The organism is Agrobacterium sp. SORGH_AS_0440 (assembly GCF_031453135.1).
Taxonomy (GTDB): Bacteria; Pseudomonadota; Alphaproteobacteria; order Rhizobiales; family Rhizobiaceae; genus Agrobacterium; species Agrobacterium pusense.
This window is the reverse complement of the sequence record NZ_JAVIYR010000002.1, coordinates 2431399-2448042: the sequence shown is the minus strand read 5'-3', so window position 1 is coordinate 2448042 and position 16644 is coordinate 2431399. Positions and strand designations below refer to the sequence as shown.

The 16644-nt window shown below is 57.9% G+C and carries 12 protein-coding genes; 4 read left to right on the top strand and 8 right to left on the bottom strand.

From position 1 onward, the window contains the following. Nucleotides 1–109: 109 nt before the first annotated feature. Nucleotides 110–1072, top strand: coding sequence for a glycosyltransferase family 32 protein (locus QE453_RS21255; protein ID WP_244456020.1), 963 nt, complete (start codon nt 110–112; stop codon nt 1070–1072). On the opposite strand, the gene QE453_RS21250 is transcribed toward QE453_RS21255, so the two are convergent. Together QE453_RS21250 and QE453_RS21245 are read right to left on the bottom strand one after the other, a co-directional pair. Beyond that, a complete protein-coding gene (locus tag QE453_RS21250) occupies nt 1064–1807 on the bottom strand; it encodes a polysaccharide deacetylase family protein (RefSeq protein WP_309777932.1) in 744 nt (247 codons plus the stop codon). The genes QE453_RS21255 and QE453_RS21250 overlap by 9 nt on opposite strands. Continuing rightward, complete coding sequence (locus tag QE453_RS21245; protein ID WP_004443685.1) at nt 1804–2901, bottom strand: glycosyltransferase family 4 protein; 1098 nt, start codon at nt 2899–2901, stop codon at nt 1804–1806. The genes QE453_RS21250 and QE453_RS21245 overlap by 4 nt, the downstream gene beginning before the upstream one ends. 127 nt (nt 2902–3028) lie before the next feature. On the opposite strand from QE453_RS21245, the gene QE453_RS21240 reads away from it, so the two are divergent. Both QE453_RS21240 and QE453_RS21235 read left to right on the top strand, forming a co-directional pair. Next, nucleotides 3029–4369, top strand: a complete 1341-nt coding sequence (locus QE453_RS21240; protein WP_162749683.1) for a nucleotide sugar dehydrogenase — start codon at nt 3029–3031, stop codon at nt 4367–4369. Between the two features lie 13 nt (nt 4370–4382). Beyond that, entirely contained in the window at nt 4383–4865 is a 483-nt protein-coding gene (locus QE453_RS21235) for a class I SAM-dependent methyltransferase (protein ID WP_113382066.1), read from the top strand. A 33-nt stretch (nt 4866–4898) separates the two neighbouring features. On the opposite strand, the gene QE453_RS21230 is transcribed toward QE453_RS21235, so the two are convergent. From QE453_RS21230 to QE453_RS21215, 4 genes are all read right to left on the bottom strand, one after another. Continuing rightward, a complete protein-coding gene (locus tag QE453_RS21230; RefSeq protein ID WP_309777929.1) occupies nt 4899–6593 on the bottom strand; it encodes an adenylate/guanylate cyclase domain-containing protein in 1695 nt (564 codons plus the stop codon). Between the two features lie 216 nt (nt 6594–6809). Beyond that, on the bottom strand, nt 6810–7670 hold the full coding sequence (locus QE453_RS21225; protein WP_051634456.1) for an MBL fold metallo-hydrolase: 861 nt from the start codon (nt 7668–7670) through the stop codon (nt 6810–6812). A gap of 190 nt (nt 7671–7860) precedes the next feature. Beyond that, nucleotides 7861–8316, bottom strand: a complete 456-nt coding sequence (locus QE453_RS21220; protein WP_004443676.1) for a cyclic nucleotide-binding domain-containing protein — start codon at nt 8314–8316, stop codon at nt 7861–7863. Between the two features lie 43 nt (nt 8317–8359). Further along, entirely contained in the window at nt 8360–11077 is a 2718-nt protein-coding gene (locus QE453_RS21215; protein WP_006699101.1) for an ABC transporter ATP-binding protein, read from the bottom strand. Between the two features lie 344 nt (nt 11078–11421). Here QE453_RS21215 and QE453_RS21210 point away from each other — a divergent pair, with 344 nt between their 5' ends. Continuing rightward, nucleotides 11422–13236, top strand: a complete 1815-nt coding sequence (locus tag QE453_RS21210) for an alpha/beta fold hydrolase (protein ID WP_244456016.1) — start codon at nt 11422–11424, stop codon at nt 13234–13236. Here the strand turns inward: QE453_RS21210 and QE453_RS21205 are convergent. Beyond that, complete coding sequence (locus QE453_RS21205; RefSeq protein WP_309777927.1) at nt 13204–15660, bottom strand: glycosyl hydrolase 2 galactose-binding domain-containing protein; 2457 nt, start codon at nt 15658–15660, stop codon at nt 13204–13206. The genes QE453_RS21210 and QE453_RS21205 overlap by 33 nt on opposite strands. Beyond that, a complete protein-coding gene (locus QE453_RS21200) occupies nt 15657–16640 on the bottom strand; it encodes a DUF1839 family protein (protein WP_006699104.1) in 984 nt (327 codons plus the stop codon). Before QE453_RS21200 ends, QE453_RS21205 begins: the two co-directional genes overlap by 4 nt. Between the last annotated feature and the right edge of the window lie 4 nt (nt 16641–16644).

Genomic DNA, 16644 nt, shown 5'->3' with positions numbered 1-16644 from the left:
TGAAACATCGAATTCTTTAGCAAATTTGAAGCCGGCTTCCGAAATGCTGCGACTTGCCCCACCGCGCTTGTTTCGTAATATGCTGACGGGAGCTTTCGAACGAGGATCCATGTCCGACAAGAAATATTACGACGCCAAGCTGAACGATGCGCGTCAGTTGCAGAATAACGGCCAATATGCTGAGGCGAACGCGCTTCTCTTATCGCTGGTTGCAGCAAAGGACGGGCATCTGATGGGAGAACAGACGGTGCTCGGCCTGCCGCGCCGGCTGCATGCCGCACGGCTGCGTCTTGCCAAGGCCGAAGGCGATATGGTCGCGAAGATCGGTTATCAGTATACGCTGGTGCCGCCCCCGCAGGTGCTGGAAAAATATGCGCGATTTTCCGTGGAAGAACGCCGCACAATAAACCTCAAAAGCCGGGAGGGTGTGCCGAGGCTCATTCATCAGATATGGATTGGCGAGAAATCGCCGCCCATGTCGGTCGAGGCCTGGGCTGCCCATGCGCTGAAGCACGGCTACGATTATCGCCTTTGGCGGGAAGCCGATCTTGAGCGGGAAGGGGTTTTTGCGAATAGCGTCTTTAACAGGATGCTGAGCGAGGGCGACTATCCGGGTGCTGTTGACGTCGCCCGCTACATCCTGCTCGAGCGGTTCGGCGGCATCTATCTCGACTGCGACTGGTATCCGGCGCGCGACGACGCGAGTTTCGATTCATTCCTTCCCCTTACGGGTCTCACGGCGTTTGATGAAAAAACGCCGCGGAATACCGGACAGGGAAGTATGCTTCTCGCTAATTCCTTCATTGCCGCTCCAGCTGCGCATCCGGTCTTTCGCAAAATGCTGGCCGCCTTTCCCGACATTCTCGAAGAAATGCCGCGCGCGCCGGCGTGGTGGTCCACCGGCCCGTTGATTTTCACCGTCATTGCCCGGCAGGGAAGCATCAGCCTTGCACCGGCAGCGTTTGTCGCGGCATCCGTTCCGGACCGAACGCCGTTTGATACGGTTGACGCGATCAGGCGGGATCTGGCCAAGGATGCCGGCGGGCTGCTGATCGCCTGGAAATCATGGTGAGATTGCTTCGACGAGGTCTTTAGAGGAGCACCAGCGTGCTGCGCGGTGCCGTGCGGTCACCTCGAAAAGCCGCCGGAGGAAATGCCAGACGGTGTCATCATGCACGAGATGATGGGTAAGGATGCCGATTGTGCCGCCTTCCTCGGCAGCGCGCAGGATGCGGGCCGCCGTCTCGGCAAACAGGACATCGTGGTCACGGCCGCCGCGGCTGCCATGCCAATCGATCACATCCACATGCGTATTCAGACATGGCGGCGCTGTGTCCTTCTCCGGACCGAAAACGGAGAGGGCCCGATATCCAAGCCCTGTCAGTTCCCTCACTATATGGGCGTCGATGCGGTTCCACGGTGGCACCAGCATAGGCACGACACGCGGTCCATGCAGATCGTAGAGTTTTTCCAGCCCGGACTGCAGCTCGTCGAGAACGAGGGGAAGTTCCCGGTGGAGGCCAAGCTCCTGTTTCTTTTGTCCATCGCCGGCATAATTGGTATGCGACCAGCCGTGAACCGCCACCTGGGCAATGTCCGAGGCATCCAGATGCTGCGCGAGCCTGCGGGTCGTCGTTTTGGGAATGACCGCGAGGGTGATCGGAACCGAGAAACTCTCGCAAAGATCAAGCAGGGTATCGAGTGCCCCCGTCGGGTCCACTGCATCGTCGTCCCTGAGCCACAGATCGGCCGAAATGCCGCGACGGCCACATTCGTCCAGTGCTGCGACGAGTTTTTCGAGACTCATGATCTTCGTGCCTTTGCTTGCATCAAAATATCGTTCAGCTTGGTTGCGGCATTTTCCAGAGACCGTTCATGCATGACGAACCGGCGGGCTGCTTTTGCCAGTTCCTGTCGCCGCCTGTCGTCGTAAAGCAGGGCCTTGATCGCATCGGCATAAGCGGCACTATCATTTTCAGGTGTCAGTAATCCGGTGGCGCCAGATTTTACGACTTCGGGAACGCCCGCCACTTTTTCGGCGATGACGGGCAGGCCGGCTGCCTGTGCTTCCAGATAGGCAAGGCCGTAGGCCTCGCCGTGACCCGGCCAGACATAAATGGCAGCTTTCGAGAGAAGCGCTGCGATCTCGTCTGCGGCTTTTTGCCCGTGCCAGACGAGGCGATTTTCAGGGAAGCCGCTGAACATGGCTTGCACCGCCTCACGTTCCGGACCGTCGCCAACGATCTCAAGTGTCCAGTCTAGGTCTTGTGGTAGCAGGGCGAGAGCGTTCGACAGGGCGCGATAGCTCTCGAGTTTGTCGCCCGCCCTCATCATGGCGACGGTGATGAGCCGTGTCCGTTTCGGCTGGGGAACAACCTTGAGGAAGGGCGCGGGGTCGATGAAAGGCGGAAGCATCGCCCATTGAAGCCCAGGAGAGGCCTGTACGAGCCCTTCGCGATCCCGTTCGGTGAAGCAGATATTGACTGCGGCTTCGTTCAACGACGACAACAACCCGTCCTGCACTGCCTGCCAGCCCATGGCGTTGCGCTTTGGCGAATAGGATGCTTCGGCGGTGACGTAGGATATATTGAAACGGCTGGTGAGTTCCGGTCCGAGCAGGTCTGGAGCCTTGTAGTACGGGTGATAACAAAACCACAGGTCCGGTGCGCCGTGCAACCGCCAGCGCTCCGCAATAGTCTCTACTTCACGTTCGGCCCGGTCGGCGAGGGACGACCGCTCGGGATCATCCGGCTGTCTCAGGAAGCTTCGCAGCTCGGACGCGACAAAAACCTCATGGCTACCCATTGCCATCGCCTGCATCAATAGGCGGGCCATCAACCGGTCGCCGGAAGGAACGGGGTGGTTGGGTGCTTTGAGCGGCGAATAAAACGCGATCTTCATACGGATGGTTGTGCGTTGGTCGTGCCTCTGGCGTCAACCGGAATTTGAAGACGCGGAGCCTTGACAGCCTCGCCATTCTTGCCCAACTGAAAGACATCTTTTGCACATGCGCGGAGCGTGACACGCTTTGACTTCTCCAGACATTTCCCAAGCCCTGCTTTCCAGCATTGAGAACAAGAGCGCCAAAGCGGGCGTGATCGGCCTCGGCTATGTGGGCCTGCCGCTTGCCATGACAATCGCCAGAGCTGGTTTCAAGGTTGTCGGTTTCGACATCGACCCCGGTAAAATTACTGCGATAGATGCGGGTCAGAGCTATATCGAGGCGGTTTCGGATGCCGTGCTCGCAGGAGCCAAGCAAAATGACGGCTTTGTTGCCACATGCGACTTCTCCAGATTGGCCGAGTGTGACGTGATCGCCATCTGCGTACCGACGCCGTTGACGAAGTATCGCGAGCCAGACCTTTCGTATGTCGAGAAGACCTGTCACGACATTGCCGTGCATCTGCGCACGGGGCAGCTTGTGGTGCTGGAATCCACCACCTATCCCGGCACTACCGATGGGATTGTGAAAACCATTCTGGAGAGCACCGGTCTCGTCTCAGGTATCGATTTCTTCATCGGCTTTTCCCCCGAGCGGGAAGATCCCGGCAACCGGGACTTTGAGACGTCGACCATTCCGAAGGTCGTTGCGGGTGACGGCGAGGCCGCTGGGCAGCTGATGGCGGCTTTTTACGGATCGGTGGTCAAGAAAATCGTTCCGGTCTCGACCAATGCGACGGCGGAGGCCGTGAAGATCACCGAAAATGTCTTCCGCGCCGTCAATATTGCGCTCGTCAACGAACTTAAGGTCGTCTACGAGGCCATGGGTATCGATATATGGGAAGTCATCGATGCGGCAAAAACCAAGCCGTTCGGTTTCATGCCATTTTATCCCGGCCCCGGTCTTGGCGGTCACTGCATACCGATCGACCCTTTCTATCTCACCTGGAAATCTCGCGAATATGAATTGCCAACGCGGTTCATCGAGCTTGCAGGTGAAATCAACACCGGCATGCCGCGCCACGTTGTGGGGCGGGTTGCGGAAGCGCTCGACATCCATTCCGGCAAGGCGCTCAGCCGCTCGAAGGTGCTGGTCGTCGGTCTCGCCTACAAGAAAAATGTGCCCGATATTCGTGAAAGCCCTTCATTGAAGCTCATCGAGCTTGTTCAGGAGCGCGGTGGCGAAGCGGCCTATTTTGATCCGCATGTGGCCGAAATCCCGAAGACACGGGAATACAGCCACCTGATGGGCATGAAGTCCGTCTCCTGGGACAGGCAGTCCATCAGCGCTTTCGATGCTGTTCTGGTTGCGACCGACCATGACAATGTGGACTATGCCGACCTTGCCGAATGGGCTCCGCTGATCATCGACACGCGAAACGCCTTCGCGCGCCGGGGCATTTCCGCAAGACACATCATCAAGGCCTGATAACGGACGGATCATGAGCAGACTGGACAGTTTCATTCGCCGGTTGACCGCGCAGCGTGACATTCTCAATCATGTCGCCGCCAATCTTGATATGCCGGATGAGGGTGCGCTCATGGAAATCGGCCTTGGAAACGGGCGAACTTTCAATCATCTGCGGGAACTGTTTCCGGGGCGCAGGATCGTTGCGTTTGACAGGGCCATGGGCGCCCATGCCTCGTCCGTTCCGGCAGACGAAGACTTGGTGATCGGCGAGATATCGCAGACCGCTCCCGCATTCGTCGGTGCGGAAGCGGCAATGGTGCATGCCGATATCGGCACGGGCTATCCGGAAAAAGATGCGATCACATTGACATGGTTGCCCGATCTCGCCGCCGGCATGCTGGCGAAAGGCGGCGTCGCTGTCAGCGGTCTGCCTCTCGATCATCCCCTGCTGAAACCGTTGCCGGTTCCGGAGAGCGTGCCGACGGACCGTTATTTTCTCTATCGCAAGATATAAAAGATCGATCCGGCCCCAAACTTCCGGGTCCTGTCACAAATAGCGTTCGCTCTCTTCCTCCGAGAGTAGAAACACCTTCATTTGTGAGTTTCGACCGCGAATGGCGACCTGTTCGCTTCTGAGATCGGCAATATCCTTTCCCGCCTGTATGATGGCCGGTTCGGAGACCACGATTGCGGCGCCAAATTCCTTGGCTTTGGATTCAAGCCTGCTTGCCACGTTGACGGTATCGCCAATGGCCGTCAGCGTTTTGGCAGCCCCATATCCCATGACCCCGACGATGCTCGGACCTGCGTGAATGCCAACCACCACCTCAAGACGCACGGCGAATTGTTTCTCCAGTCCTTCGTTCAGGATCGCAATATCCCGCAATATGATTGCTGCCGCCTTCATGGCATTGCGACAGGCGTGCTGGCTGTCGTCGCCTAGTCCAAAAAGCGCCATGGCGCCGTCACCGATAAATTTGTCGAGATGGCCCCCCGCCTGTTCGACGGCCTGGCCGACGATGGTGAAATAGCGGTTCAGGAGAAAGACGACATCGTAGGGCAGCTTCGCTTCCGACAAAGTCGTGAAATTGCGCAGATCGCAGAAGAGAATGGCGATCTCCTCTTCCCGGCCCGGCCGGGCCGGCTGGGCGTCCGCCGGCAGGTCACTGTGCTGGGGCGGTGAAACCAGAAGGGCAACGCCGAGATCATGGGTGGGACGCAGCTGGCAGCCGAGCCGCACATCCGAATCGGCATGGATGCGTCTTAATGTGGTTTGCTCGATGTCTCCGGGCGGAGGGAGCGGCCCCTTGCTTTCCATGACTCTCACCCGGCAGGTCGAACATCGTCCTTTACCGCCGCATACGGAATAATGCGGGATGCCTGCCAGACGGCTGGCTTCCAGAATGCTGAGGCCCGCTGGCACGCGCGCCTGCGCACCATGTTCGTAGCGGATTTCGATGGCCGTCAACCGCTGTCGCCAGCTTCTTACACCGCGCATCGCGAAGACCAGCATCACCGCGCCGGCAAAAATCGCCTCTGTCGTCCCGGTGATAAACCGGATTCGTGTTTCCATCTCCCGCTGCAGCGGAAGTTCGTCTCTCTGAACGATTGTGTCGCCCAGTCCCGGAGGGAGCGCATATTTGCGGTCGACTTCCTCGAGCCAACGGCCGGCATCGCTGAAGCCCAGCAGCGCCAGAAGCGGCAGCATCACAGCTATGGTCATGAAGATGCCGGCGATTTTCGGGTACCAGTCGCGATAACGCAGCCAGAAATAGAGGCCGATACATCCGTGTATCCAGATGACGATCAGGGCGAGACTTTGCCACGCGCCTCCCATGGGATTGTTGATCCAGAGCCGGCGGACGACGGTATAATAACCGATGTCGATGCCGTAGAGCATGTGCGACACGCGGATATTCACTGCATGGCTCAGAATGAGGAAGGGGATCGACAGGCCGAAGATGACCTGAAGCGCTTCACGAAGCGGCATGCGCAACGTTCGACGTTGGTAAAGCGAGCGCAGGACCAGGCTGACATGCACCAGGACCGAGCCGTAGAAAAGCAGGCTGCTAACAGGGTTGAGCCAGATGAGGCTGAACCATTTTCGTGCCCGTTCGGCGGTGTCGATGGAAATGAGCGCAAGGGAATGATTGAAAAGATGCGAAAAGACAAAGGCAAATATAATCAGGCCGGATAAAATCCGGGCGCGTCTCAAACTGGTTTCCGAAAAGAAACGGATCATGCAAATCCCATCGTGAGGTCGTTCGGCCCAGAATCATCAGTCGGTCGATCGTCGCGTCTTTAGTGCATGACATCTCGTGGCAATATCGTGGAGCAAACGAGCGGCGATGGTCAATTATGCGTGTTTAAGTACCCGAAGCCACCAATGACTGGTGAGGCCTCTTCAGATTTTCGGTCAAATAGTCACGCGAAGTCAAAAACACCATGACGGCGGCTATCAGATTTCTATGACCTGACCGTCCATGGCTGCGAATGCGCCGCTGAACAGGGCTTTCGCCTGTTTTTCGATCATGTCCAGCTCTTCGTCGCTGCGGCTTGGGGCATGATGGATGAAACCGACATTTTTCGCATCGGCCAACTGGGCAAGGCGGATCGCCTGCTGCCAGGACGAGTGGCCATAGCCGCGATAAAGGCCCATCTCGTCATCGGTAAACATGGCGTCATAAAGGAAAAGATCGGTATCCCGGATGAGATCAAGCACAGTTTCGTCGATGCCGCCGGGCTCGTGTTCGGTATCGGTGATGATGGCGAGGGACTTTCCCTCCCAGTCCAGCCGGTATCCGACGGCGTTGCCAGGATGGTTCAGCATGCCGGTTCGGATCGAGAGGCCCGGATGGACGTCTAGGGTATCACCGGGCATGAAATCCCGCGTGTCGATTTTTGCGCAGCAAATTTCCAGCGGCACGGGAAACCAGGGCGGGCTCATGAAGTCCTTGAGCATTTCCCGTGTCGTCATGGCGCCTGCGAGATGACCCGACCAAATCGAGACGTCATTGCAGCTATTATAGAATGGCTTGAAATAGGGAAAACCGACAATGTGGTCGTAGTGGCAATGGGAGAAGAAAAGATCGACGTCGGTAACCCCCTCCGCCCGAAGCGCCATACCTGCGGGATGAAGTCCCGACCCCGCATCGAACAAAAGGACATGGTCGCCGCATCGAACCTCGATGCAGATGGTATTCCCACCGTATTTTCGGAAGTTTTCACCTGAAACAGGAAGCGTTCCCCGCGCCCCCCAGATCTTCACCCGAAAATTTCTGTTACTTTCCCGACCCGCAGTGTCGGAATTGAACGCCATGACACACCCCAATGACAACGGAATCTTGCACGCTTTCCTCCCATGAAGCCCGTTGTCTCTATAGATCTTATTTCCCGCCCTTTTCGGGCGGATGCCTTTACCCCTTATTCAGTCAGCATTTCATTTATATTGCAATAGTACGACATTTATTTTTCCAATATCGACCGCCGGGGGAGCATAGAATTGCCGCTTATGTTCTGGCGTTTGTCCTGGCTTTGCTGAGTTCAGCCGTCGTCTGGGTGAGACGTTCGGCCAGAACGCGCATGACCTTGATAGTGATATCGGGGAAATCGGACATCAGCTTGAAGAATTGTTCCTTGCCGATCCGAAGAGCTTCCACATTGGTGGAGGCGCGGACGGTGGCGGTTCTGACGCTGTCGCAGAGAATTGCGATTTCCCCGACGATGGCGTTGCCCGTCATTTCCGCCACTTTCAAAGTGCCAGAGGGAGAATCGACCAGAACATCCACCTTTCCGGTCAGCAGCACATAGGCCGCGTCGCCGACGTCACCCTGCCGGAACAGCACGTCGCCGGCGTGATAGGAAACGCGGTCCGATGCGAATGCGAGCAGTTTCAACTTGGAGGGTTCCATTTCGGAAAAAAACGGCACCCTTTTCAGCATCTGAATTTCGTCTTTGAACAGCATTGCCTTACCCTGTTATTGTTCCACCTCGGTCACATTCTTGGAATTATGTCGCGACCATCTCCTTGAATGTACCGTTTTCCTCGACCAGAGTCTCGTAACTTCCGTCAGCGGTGATCAGCCCCTGATGAACAACGATGACCCTCTCGAACATGCGCGAGAGGTGCGCATTCGACAGAACCCATATGATCGAGGGGTTATTGTTGTTCTGTTTCAGGAGTGTGATGACCCGTTCAACAATTTCTTCCTGCTGTCTCGGGTCGAGGCCCGGAAGCGGGCGGTTGAAGACGTAAATGTCGGATTTCCGGATCAGCGCCCTTGCCAGATTAAGCTTCTGGCGCTGTAGTGGGCCTAGCCGCTTGCCGCCTGCACCCAGATTGAAATCCAGACCCACCGCCAGCACCCGTTCGTATACGCCCTGCTTGCGCATGACGTCAGCAACGATGCGGGTGATGCGCCTTGAAGCATCGGTGTAGCGGTGGCTTACCTTGCCAAAGAGGATATTATCCAGAAGACTGGTGGCGCTCATGTATTTGGTCGGATCGTAGATTTCGATCACGTTTTTCAGACTGTCGGGCAGCTTCTCGTGGAACATGTGCCGGACCTCGACGATGCGGTTCATGATTTCCGGCGTCAGCAGGCCGAAACGCTGGCGGGGCTCGATATAGAAGAAGCTCAGCCGCAGCATCGCGCGTTTTTCGCTTTCATTGGCCTCGTCGAAATTCCGGCCCTGAAGGCGTTGCAGCATCTGCTGATAGACCGGAATATCGTCAGGCGTCATGAAGGTGAGCTGCTGGAAGAAGGGGTGATCCCCCGGCAGATCGGCGAAGATTTCCACGATGTTCTCGGCGATCGTGTAGCCCATTTCGAACAGGGTTTTGACCAGGCCGGTCTCGCGCATCAAAGAGCGGAAATAGTCGCTTTCGATGACCGTCCTGATTGACTGGGACGAGTCCCGCATGGTGCCGAAAAGCAGGTTTTCGCCGACCGTCGCCTCGCTATTGTAGCTCTCCAGCTCGAAAGGCGCGATCAGGCCGCTCAGATTTTCCTTTTCCAGCTCGGCGCGCAGGACATGTCGCAATTCAACGATCCGGGCGGCGAGATGCAGGTCTGTCAACGGGTCGATCGACGATCGCAGGGCGAATTCCAGAATATCCTGCGACAGTTCCACACTGTCGAGAACAGCTAGAATGGCCTGTATGAGATTTTCCGGTTTGCCGTCGCCTGCCGGACTCGAAGCATAATCGATCCATTCGCTGTTGATGTCGATCAGCGGATTGCCGGCCATCTTCGCTTCACGGATTTCCCATTTACGATGGTCCAGCGCCGCGCCCTCATAGTTTTTCTCTGCAAGCGGCGCGTGTTTGAGACCGTATAGCAGGTTGTCCTTCAGGCTGGCATGGAAGAAATAGCTGTCCGAGGACACGTAGGAGATGCGCCGTCCCGTCAGCGATTCCGGCAATTCCAGAATGTCGACGTCGTTGATGCTGATCTTGCCTGAGCTCGGCCAGAGCGTGCGGCCTATCGCATCCGCCAGTGCCTCGCCTCCCGCACCACCGACGATGGCGATAACCTCACCCGGCTCGATCTTGAGGGATGCCTGTTCCAGAAGCCGGCTGCCGCTATCGTCTTCGAGCGTCAGATTGGCGACGACGAGCGGTGCGCTGATGGCTGCGACGGCACCGGGAGAAAGTTTCTGCACCTTCTCGTCGATCATGTTCGGCGCATCGAACTGTTCGAAGACCTGCTCGTACTTTACCTGCACATCCTGCCGGGCCTGATCCCAGTCGATCAGCTCCTTCAGCGGACCTGGCAGTTCCTTATAGGCGTTGATGACGGCGACCAGCTGCCCCACATCGAGGCTGCCCTTCAGGGTCAGATATCCACCCAGCGCATAAAAGAAGAAGGGGGTCAGCTGGGCAAGGAAGTTGTTGATGAATTTGACCAGAAACTTCCACTGGTAGAGATCGTAGCGAATCTTGAAGATGTCGCCAAGGCGATGCGAAGCATCCGCACGCTCGTAATTGGATGTGTCATAGGCATGAATCGTGCCGATGCCATCGACCATTTCACCGATACGTCCGGCGAGCTGGCGTGCACTCAGCTGCCGCTGACGGCCGAGTTCGATGAGGCGGCGGCGCATCTTGGGAATGATGCCGACCTGAATTGCTGCCATGAAGGCCGCGATCAGGCCAAGCCAGAAGTTCTGCACGAGAATGAAGAAGAGGGCGGAGAGCGCCTGGCCGCCGAGAAGGGCCGGCTGCACGAAGGCGTCGCCGGTAAAACCGCCGAGCGGCTCTACCTCGTCCTTCACCATGCTGGAGATTTCAGCGCCCTTCACCCGTTTGAAATGGCTGGGCGGAAACCTCAGGATCTTGTCGATAAGTTCGAAGCGAATACGCCGCAGAAGCCGTTCGCCAAGCCGGCCCTTGTAGGTATTGATGTAATATTTGAAGAGCCCATTGATGATAACAAGCGCAAGGAATGTCAGGCTGAGCGCCATCAGCATCGACATGCGGTTGAGCTCAAGCCCCGGGAACAGGGTCACGGTGCCCCAATAGGGGATATCGACCGTGAGATGCATGAAGAGCTGGGTTGCATTCGCTCCTTCGAAGCCGTCTCCCTGAATGGGGCCGTTGACGATCTGCTTGGGCAGGTCGAAGGCGAGGAAATAAGGGATCATGGACAGGGCGACGATCAGCAGGATGAAAAGCTGCTGCCGCTTGGTATGCGACCAGATGTAACGCGTAAGGCTTTGTTCCATATAAAACTTCTATGACCTGTCGGGGCGGGCCCGGCGTGTTGGTTTGCGCGGTGTCTAGATGATCCGGCGGCCGGGTGGCGCAACCTCCTCCTGCAAATAGGTATGTGACTCGCTATTTATCAGCATATTCAAGCGGTTTCGAGAAAAATAGCGGCTCAAACGCGACCTGTCGCCACGCGAAGCCATTCTGTCTGCATCGCATGCGTTTTCGTCGATCCAGACGACATGGTATTTTTAGGATTCTCTAATGTTATTGTTTTTATTGTAGAACAGGCATTAAGACACTTCGGTATAGTGATCCCGTAATGGTTGAGCCCGACGCTGGCGCAATGGTGGCAAGGTCTATGGCAATAGATATTTCAGAGCATACAAGCAGCAATTCTTCCCTCGATGCATTATTGCTTTCCGGCACCGCGGCGGACGGCACGATCGCCCGTCCGGTTTCCTTTGACGGGCTTGCGGGTATTTTTCATCCGGCACGCCAGGACTTGCGGCAGGAACACGCCGTTCTTTTTGTCAGCCCGTGGGGCATGGAGGAGCTTTGCAGCCGCAAGTTCCAAAGGGTTATGGCCGAACGGCTTGCGGCTTGCGGCGTCGCCAGCCTGCGGTTTGACTATCTTGGCACCGGAGATGCACTTGATCCGGAAGATGCGAGCCGCGTGGCGGACTGGCTTTCCGATACGCGGGCGGCGCTGAATTATCTCAGGCGCCTCTCCGGATGCTCGGGCGTGGTCGTCATCGCCCAGGGCCTCGGTTGCCCGATCGCTGCGGAGGCGCTTGGCGGAGCCGCCAGCTCCATGGCGTTTCTGGCACCCGTCGTCTCAGGACGTGCCTATCTGCGCGAACTGGCGATGTGGTCTTCGATGATCGACGATGGACTTGGCGTGCGTGCCAGCCAACGCATGCCACAGGCTGGTGCAATCGCCGGCATGGCGATGCCAGCCGGTGTGGCCGATACCGTCAAGAAGATCAATCTTTCGAATCTCGATGCCGCTCCGGCTCGCCGCATTCTCGTTCTGTCGAGGCCGGGCCGCGTCACGGACGGTGATTTCGCCACACACCTCACCGCAATCGGCGGTGAGGTGGAGGAGGCCGAATTTTCGGGCTATGACGATCTCGTTTCCAGTCCCACGCTATCGAAAATATCGGAAAATGTGGTGAGCCGGCTGGTGGGCTGGGTCTCTTCTCAGACACAGGCCTCAGGCTCCGCGGCCTGCCTGGCTGATTTCGTCATCAACGCGGCGCAGCGCGGTCAGGGTTTTTTCGAACAGCCGGTGCAGTTTGGTGAGGGCGGGCGACTTTTTGGCGTTTCCTGCACACCGCACGACCGGCGTGCGGTCTCCTCGGTTTTGCTGCTCGGGGCGGCCTATGACCGGCACGCGGGCTGGGGCAGGCTTTCGGTGCAGATCGCCCGGGCGCTTGCCCGCGAGGGTGTCGCTTCCCTCCGTTTCGATGCGGCCAACATTGCCGATAGTCCGCCGGTCAAAGGCGTGCCGGATCAGGTTCTTTACGATGCCGCGCAGAATGACGATGTGTCCGCCGCGCTCGATTTCCTAGAACGGGGCAGCAATGGTCCGTTCATCGCGGCGGGCCGATGTAGCGGCGCATACCTTGCCTTCAACGGCGCGCTTGTCGATGACAGGATTGAAGCGGTGGTTGCCGTGAACCCGGTTGTCTTCCACTGGCGGAAAGGCCGTTCGGTCGATGAGGCGTTGCACAAGCGGCCCCGCTCCTTTGGGGAATACAGTCAGCGGTTTCGTCAGGGCGCCACGTTCAAGCGTCTCATCAGCGGCGATGTGGATGTTGTCAGTGCCGGATTGAATATCGTCAAGGCGACGATGAAGAAGCTTTCGACAAAAACGGCGAGGCTGTTCCGCCGTGGCAGCGAGGAAGGACGGGCCGTATACCGCGCTTTCGATCTGCTGAAGGCAAAAGGGACTGCCGTCAATCTGCTTTACAGCGATAATGATGATGGTCTGGAGCATTTCCGCTATTATTTCGACGCCGACGGGCAGGGGCTGTCCGCCTATCGAAATGTGTCGCTGACCATCATCCCCGATGCCGACCACAACCTCTCCACGCCTGAGGCGAAGAGAACCTATATGGAGACTGTGAAGAGCGTGGCCCTAAAAGGAAAATCGCCGCCTGGACCCCAATGACACCACCTCACCGGAAGGAGGCGTCTGAGATCCTGCGGTCTCCGGCACAAGGCCGATCTTTCTGCTCTCGCCGGGGGCAAGGTGGAACCAGTTTTCCGAAGCACGGTAACCTTCTGCGGCAACATGGACAGACTGCGCCAGACGGTCAGTGCCGATCTCAAGCGACCAGATATCGTTGTTTCGGCTGATGGCGACCTGGAGGTTTGCCGCCTGCAGCGCCTTTTTCCGGCCGAGCGGAAAATGGAATGCATCAGCAATGACTTGTCCGGTCGCAACGTCGCGAAGCCGGGCCACCGTGACATCATGGGACGGCGGGCCGAAACGGTAAGTGTAGGTCGTATCGAAAAACGCCCCGAACAGATCAGTCGCGGCAATCGTCTGGCTCTGTCGCGATGACAGCGTGATCGACCGCTTGGCATGAACGACGGGCTGGGCGCCGTCGCGCAGGCAGGTGAGTTCGAGCATACCCTCGAAGGTGTCGCCGGTCTCGTTGATCAGCTGAATGTCCAATCCGTTCGTGCCCTCGTCGAGCAGATTGACCTGGACGGGGCGAAACGCCCTTTTCAGGGCATGCCAGACGGATTTCGGCCTGCCGGTGGCATCGATGATACCCCAGCCTGCACCGGGAAGGAGGTCCTGCAGGGTCCAGACAAGAGCGCCCTGGCAGGATGAACCGCTGCGCCGCCATTCGGCGAAAGTCGCCTCCATGACTTCGGCCGTCGCGGCCCGGGACATGTCGAGATAAAGACCGCCGTCTTCTCGCCGCAGAACGTCCGGTTCGACATCATAAAGCAGCTTCAGATAGTGATCGCGAACATCCTCGAAATCCCAGGAGGCGCCGCGATCGCGCGGTGCACGCGCTTTCCACCGTGGATCGTGCACGGCCACGCCGGGTAGATACCTGTCAAGCGTTTCCTGTTCGGGAACATTGGCGAAGGCCAGGCACTCGGCGGCAAAGCGCAGACCGGCGCGACGCGCATCTTCCAGCGGACGGCAATAGGCGCCGACGCCGTAATAATGGCCGACCCCGGTGTTCGGAAAAAAGGGCAATGCGCCGCCGGAGGGGGAATTGGCGACATAGGCCGCGTCCGGCCGCTTGTCGGCAAGAAGTTCCGGCAGAACCTCTTCGGTCAGCGTTCCCTTCCATATCTGTTCCGGAAGGCCGAGCATCGCGCCCTGCTGGTACATTTCACTGCCACCGCAAAAAATGGCGAGCGATGGAGAAAGCGCGGTGGCTTCAAGGAACTGCGAGATTTCCGTGACGATGTGCTGGCGCAGACTCTCGTCCCTTGCCGGATAATCGAAATTGGCGAGCATGGCGTCCTGCCAGACCATGATGCCGAGTTCGTCGCAAAGTGCGAAGAATTCCGGGGTTTCATAGGTCATGGTGCCGCCGATGCGGATCATGTTCATGCCTGCTTCCGCTGCTTTTCGAAGCCATGGCTCGTAGTCCGGCCTCGTTCCCGGCAGGCGCACGATGTCGGCCGTCGTCCAGACCGCGCCACGGCAGAACACCGGTTGACCGTTCACCCTGAGGCCGAAACCTTTACCGTCGTCGCCGTGATCGATCTCGACCTGCCGGAAGCCCGTGCGTGCAAGGCGATGTTGTGTGCCGTCCAGCTCAAGAACGACGTCATGCAGAGTTGGCCTGCCATGCGTGTGTGGCCACCATTGTTCCACATCAGTTATGCGCAGTTCGCCGGAAAGTGTGCCGCCTTCGTCGAGAGAAAGATCGGCGCTGTAACCGGCGCAGCCAAGCTTTGCCGACTTTATCGGGCGGCTACCTTGCAGCGCTATGCTGACCGTTCCCGTTCCGGCCCCGTCCAGCGAAGATTGCAGCGTGCAGAGAATTCCGTTCTGCCGTATCAGGCTGATGGGTCGCCATGGGCCGGCGGCGTGTATTTCCGGGCACCATCCAGGCATATAACCCAGTGCAGTGGTGCGGATCAGCCGCAGCCCCTGCGTATTCATCATTTGCGGCCGCCAGCGAGCGCGGGGACCGGTTTTTTCAAGTCGGGGTGCCAGCGCTCTGAAGCAGATCGCGAGTTCATCCGCACCCGTCAGTTCCACAGGCACTTCCAGTCTTTCAAACATGCTTTGGCTTGCCGCGATCAGCTCACCGTTGAAGAAGATCTCCGCGATGGTGGAAAGACCGTCGAAGCGCAGGGTGGCACGCTCCCGGACATCGGAAATCATCGTCAGCCTGTACCAGGCGTCCCTGTCATTGAGGGGCGTCGGAGCGAGGCGGTCGAACTTTTCAGCGGCTTCCAAAGCCTGCGCCACGGTTCCGGGAACGGAGACATGGAGGCTTTCGAGCGAGGCGGGAATATCGGAGGGCGTTTCATAGGCATCGGCGGGCGTCAGCGCCAGCGTCCAGCCTTCGCTCAGCAATTCCTCGCTTTCACCCGGAAGATAGGTCCTCACGCGGCCTCGCTGGCATCAGACAGTTTTTTACCAAGGCTTTGCATAAGACCGTCCCATGCATCCGCGGCTGGATCGAGAACGGTGGCCAGCGCATCGAATTTGCGGCGGGTGACGGCGCGCGCAAGCTGGAACTGCACGGTCTTGGCAACCTCGGAGATTTTTAGCGCGTGGTTCTTTGCCTCAGAAAAACTATCCGCGTCCAACCATTCGAAGTGGCTTGCCGCCAGTTCGAAATTGGCACCCAGTTGGCGTAGCGTATTGAACGCGTATTTGTGGAAAAACCCGAAGGGCCGGTCTGCGACCTTTTCCACCTGTGCCGGAAACACCTTTGCAAAGGCCCGGACCGGGTTGGAGGAAGGTCGCCGGGAAAAATGAAACTTCAGGAGCCGTTCGGCGGTCTTGCGAACATGCGCCGGCGAAGGATTGCCGTCCGCGAATTTCGCAAATTCCGTATAGGGCAGGAAAGGCGGGTCGGTTTCAGCCAGATGATGCTGGAAAAGCCCGTCAAAGTCCTCGCCGGAGAGGTGGAAGAAGCCGGCATTGTGAAAATAGTCGAGTTCCCGCTTTTCGAGATCGAGCCGGTTGATGGCGATCGTGGTCTTGCCGTGTTCCTTGCGGTAGCCCACCCCATGGGTATCGGGCATATAGAAACTGTCCATCTCGATCAGACAGATGCGGCCGCGTTCCAGCTGCGCCTCGATGTGGTTTTCCACCTTATCGAAGATCGCAAGCTCGGTGGCGCGAACGCCATAAAGGGCTTCGAGGTCTTCCAGCGGCACCTTGAAGAAGGTGAACTGGTCGCCTTCGAAGTCCTGCGTCAGGGTGAAACCGAACATGGCTTCCGGGGATAAGCCTTTCGAAGCCAGCACCTCGATCCATAAATCAATATAGCAATTGGTTTCCGGCCACATTCTTTCGGACGAATGAAGCGGATGCTGCACATAGTTTTTGGGATCGAGACCGGGAAAAATCTGCTGCATGGAT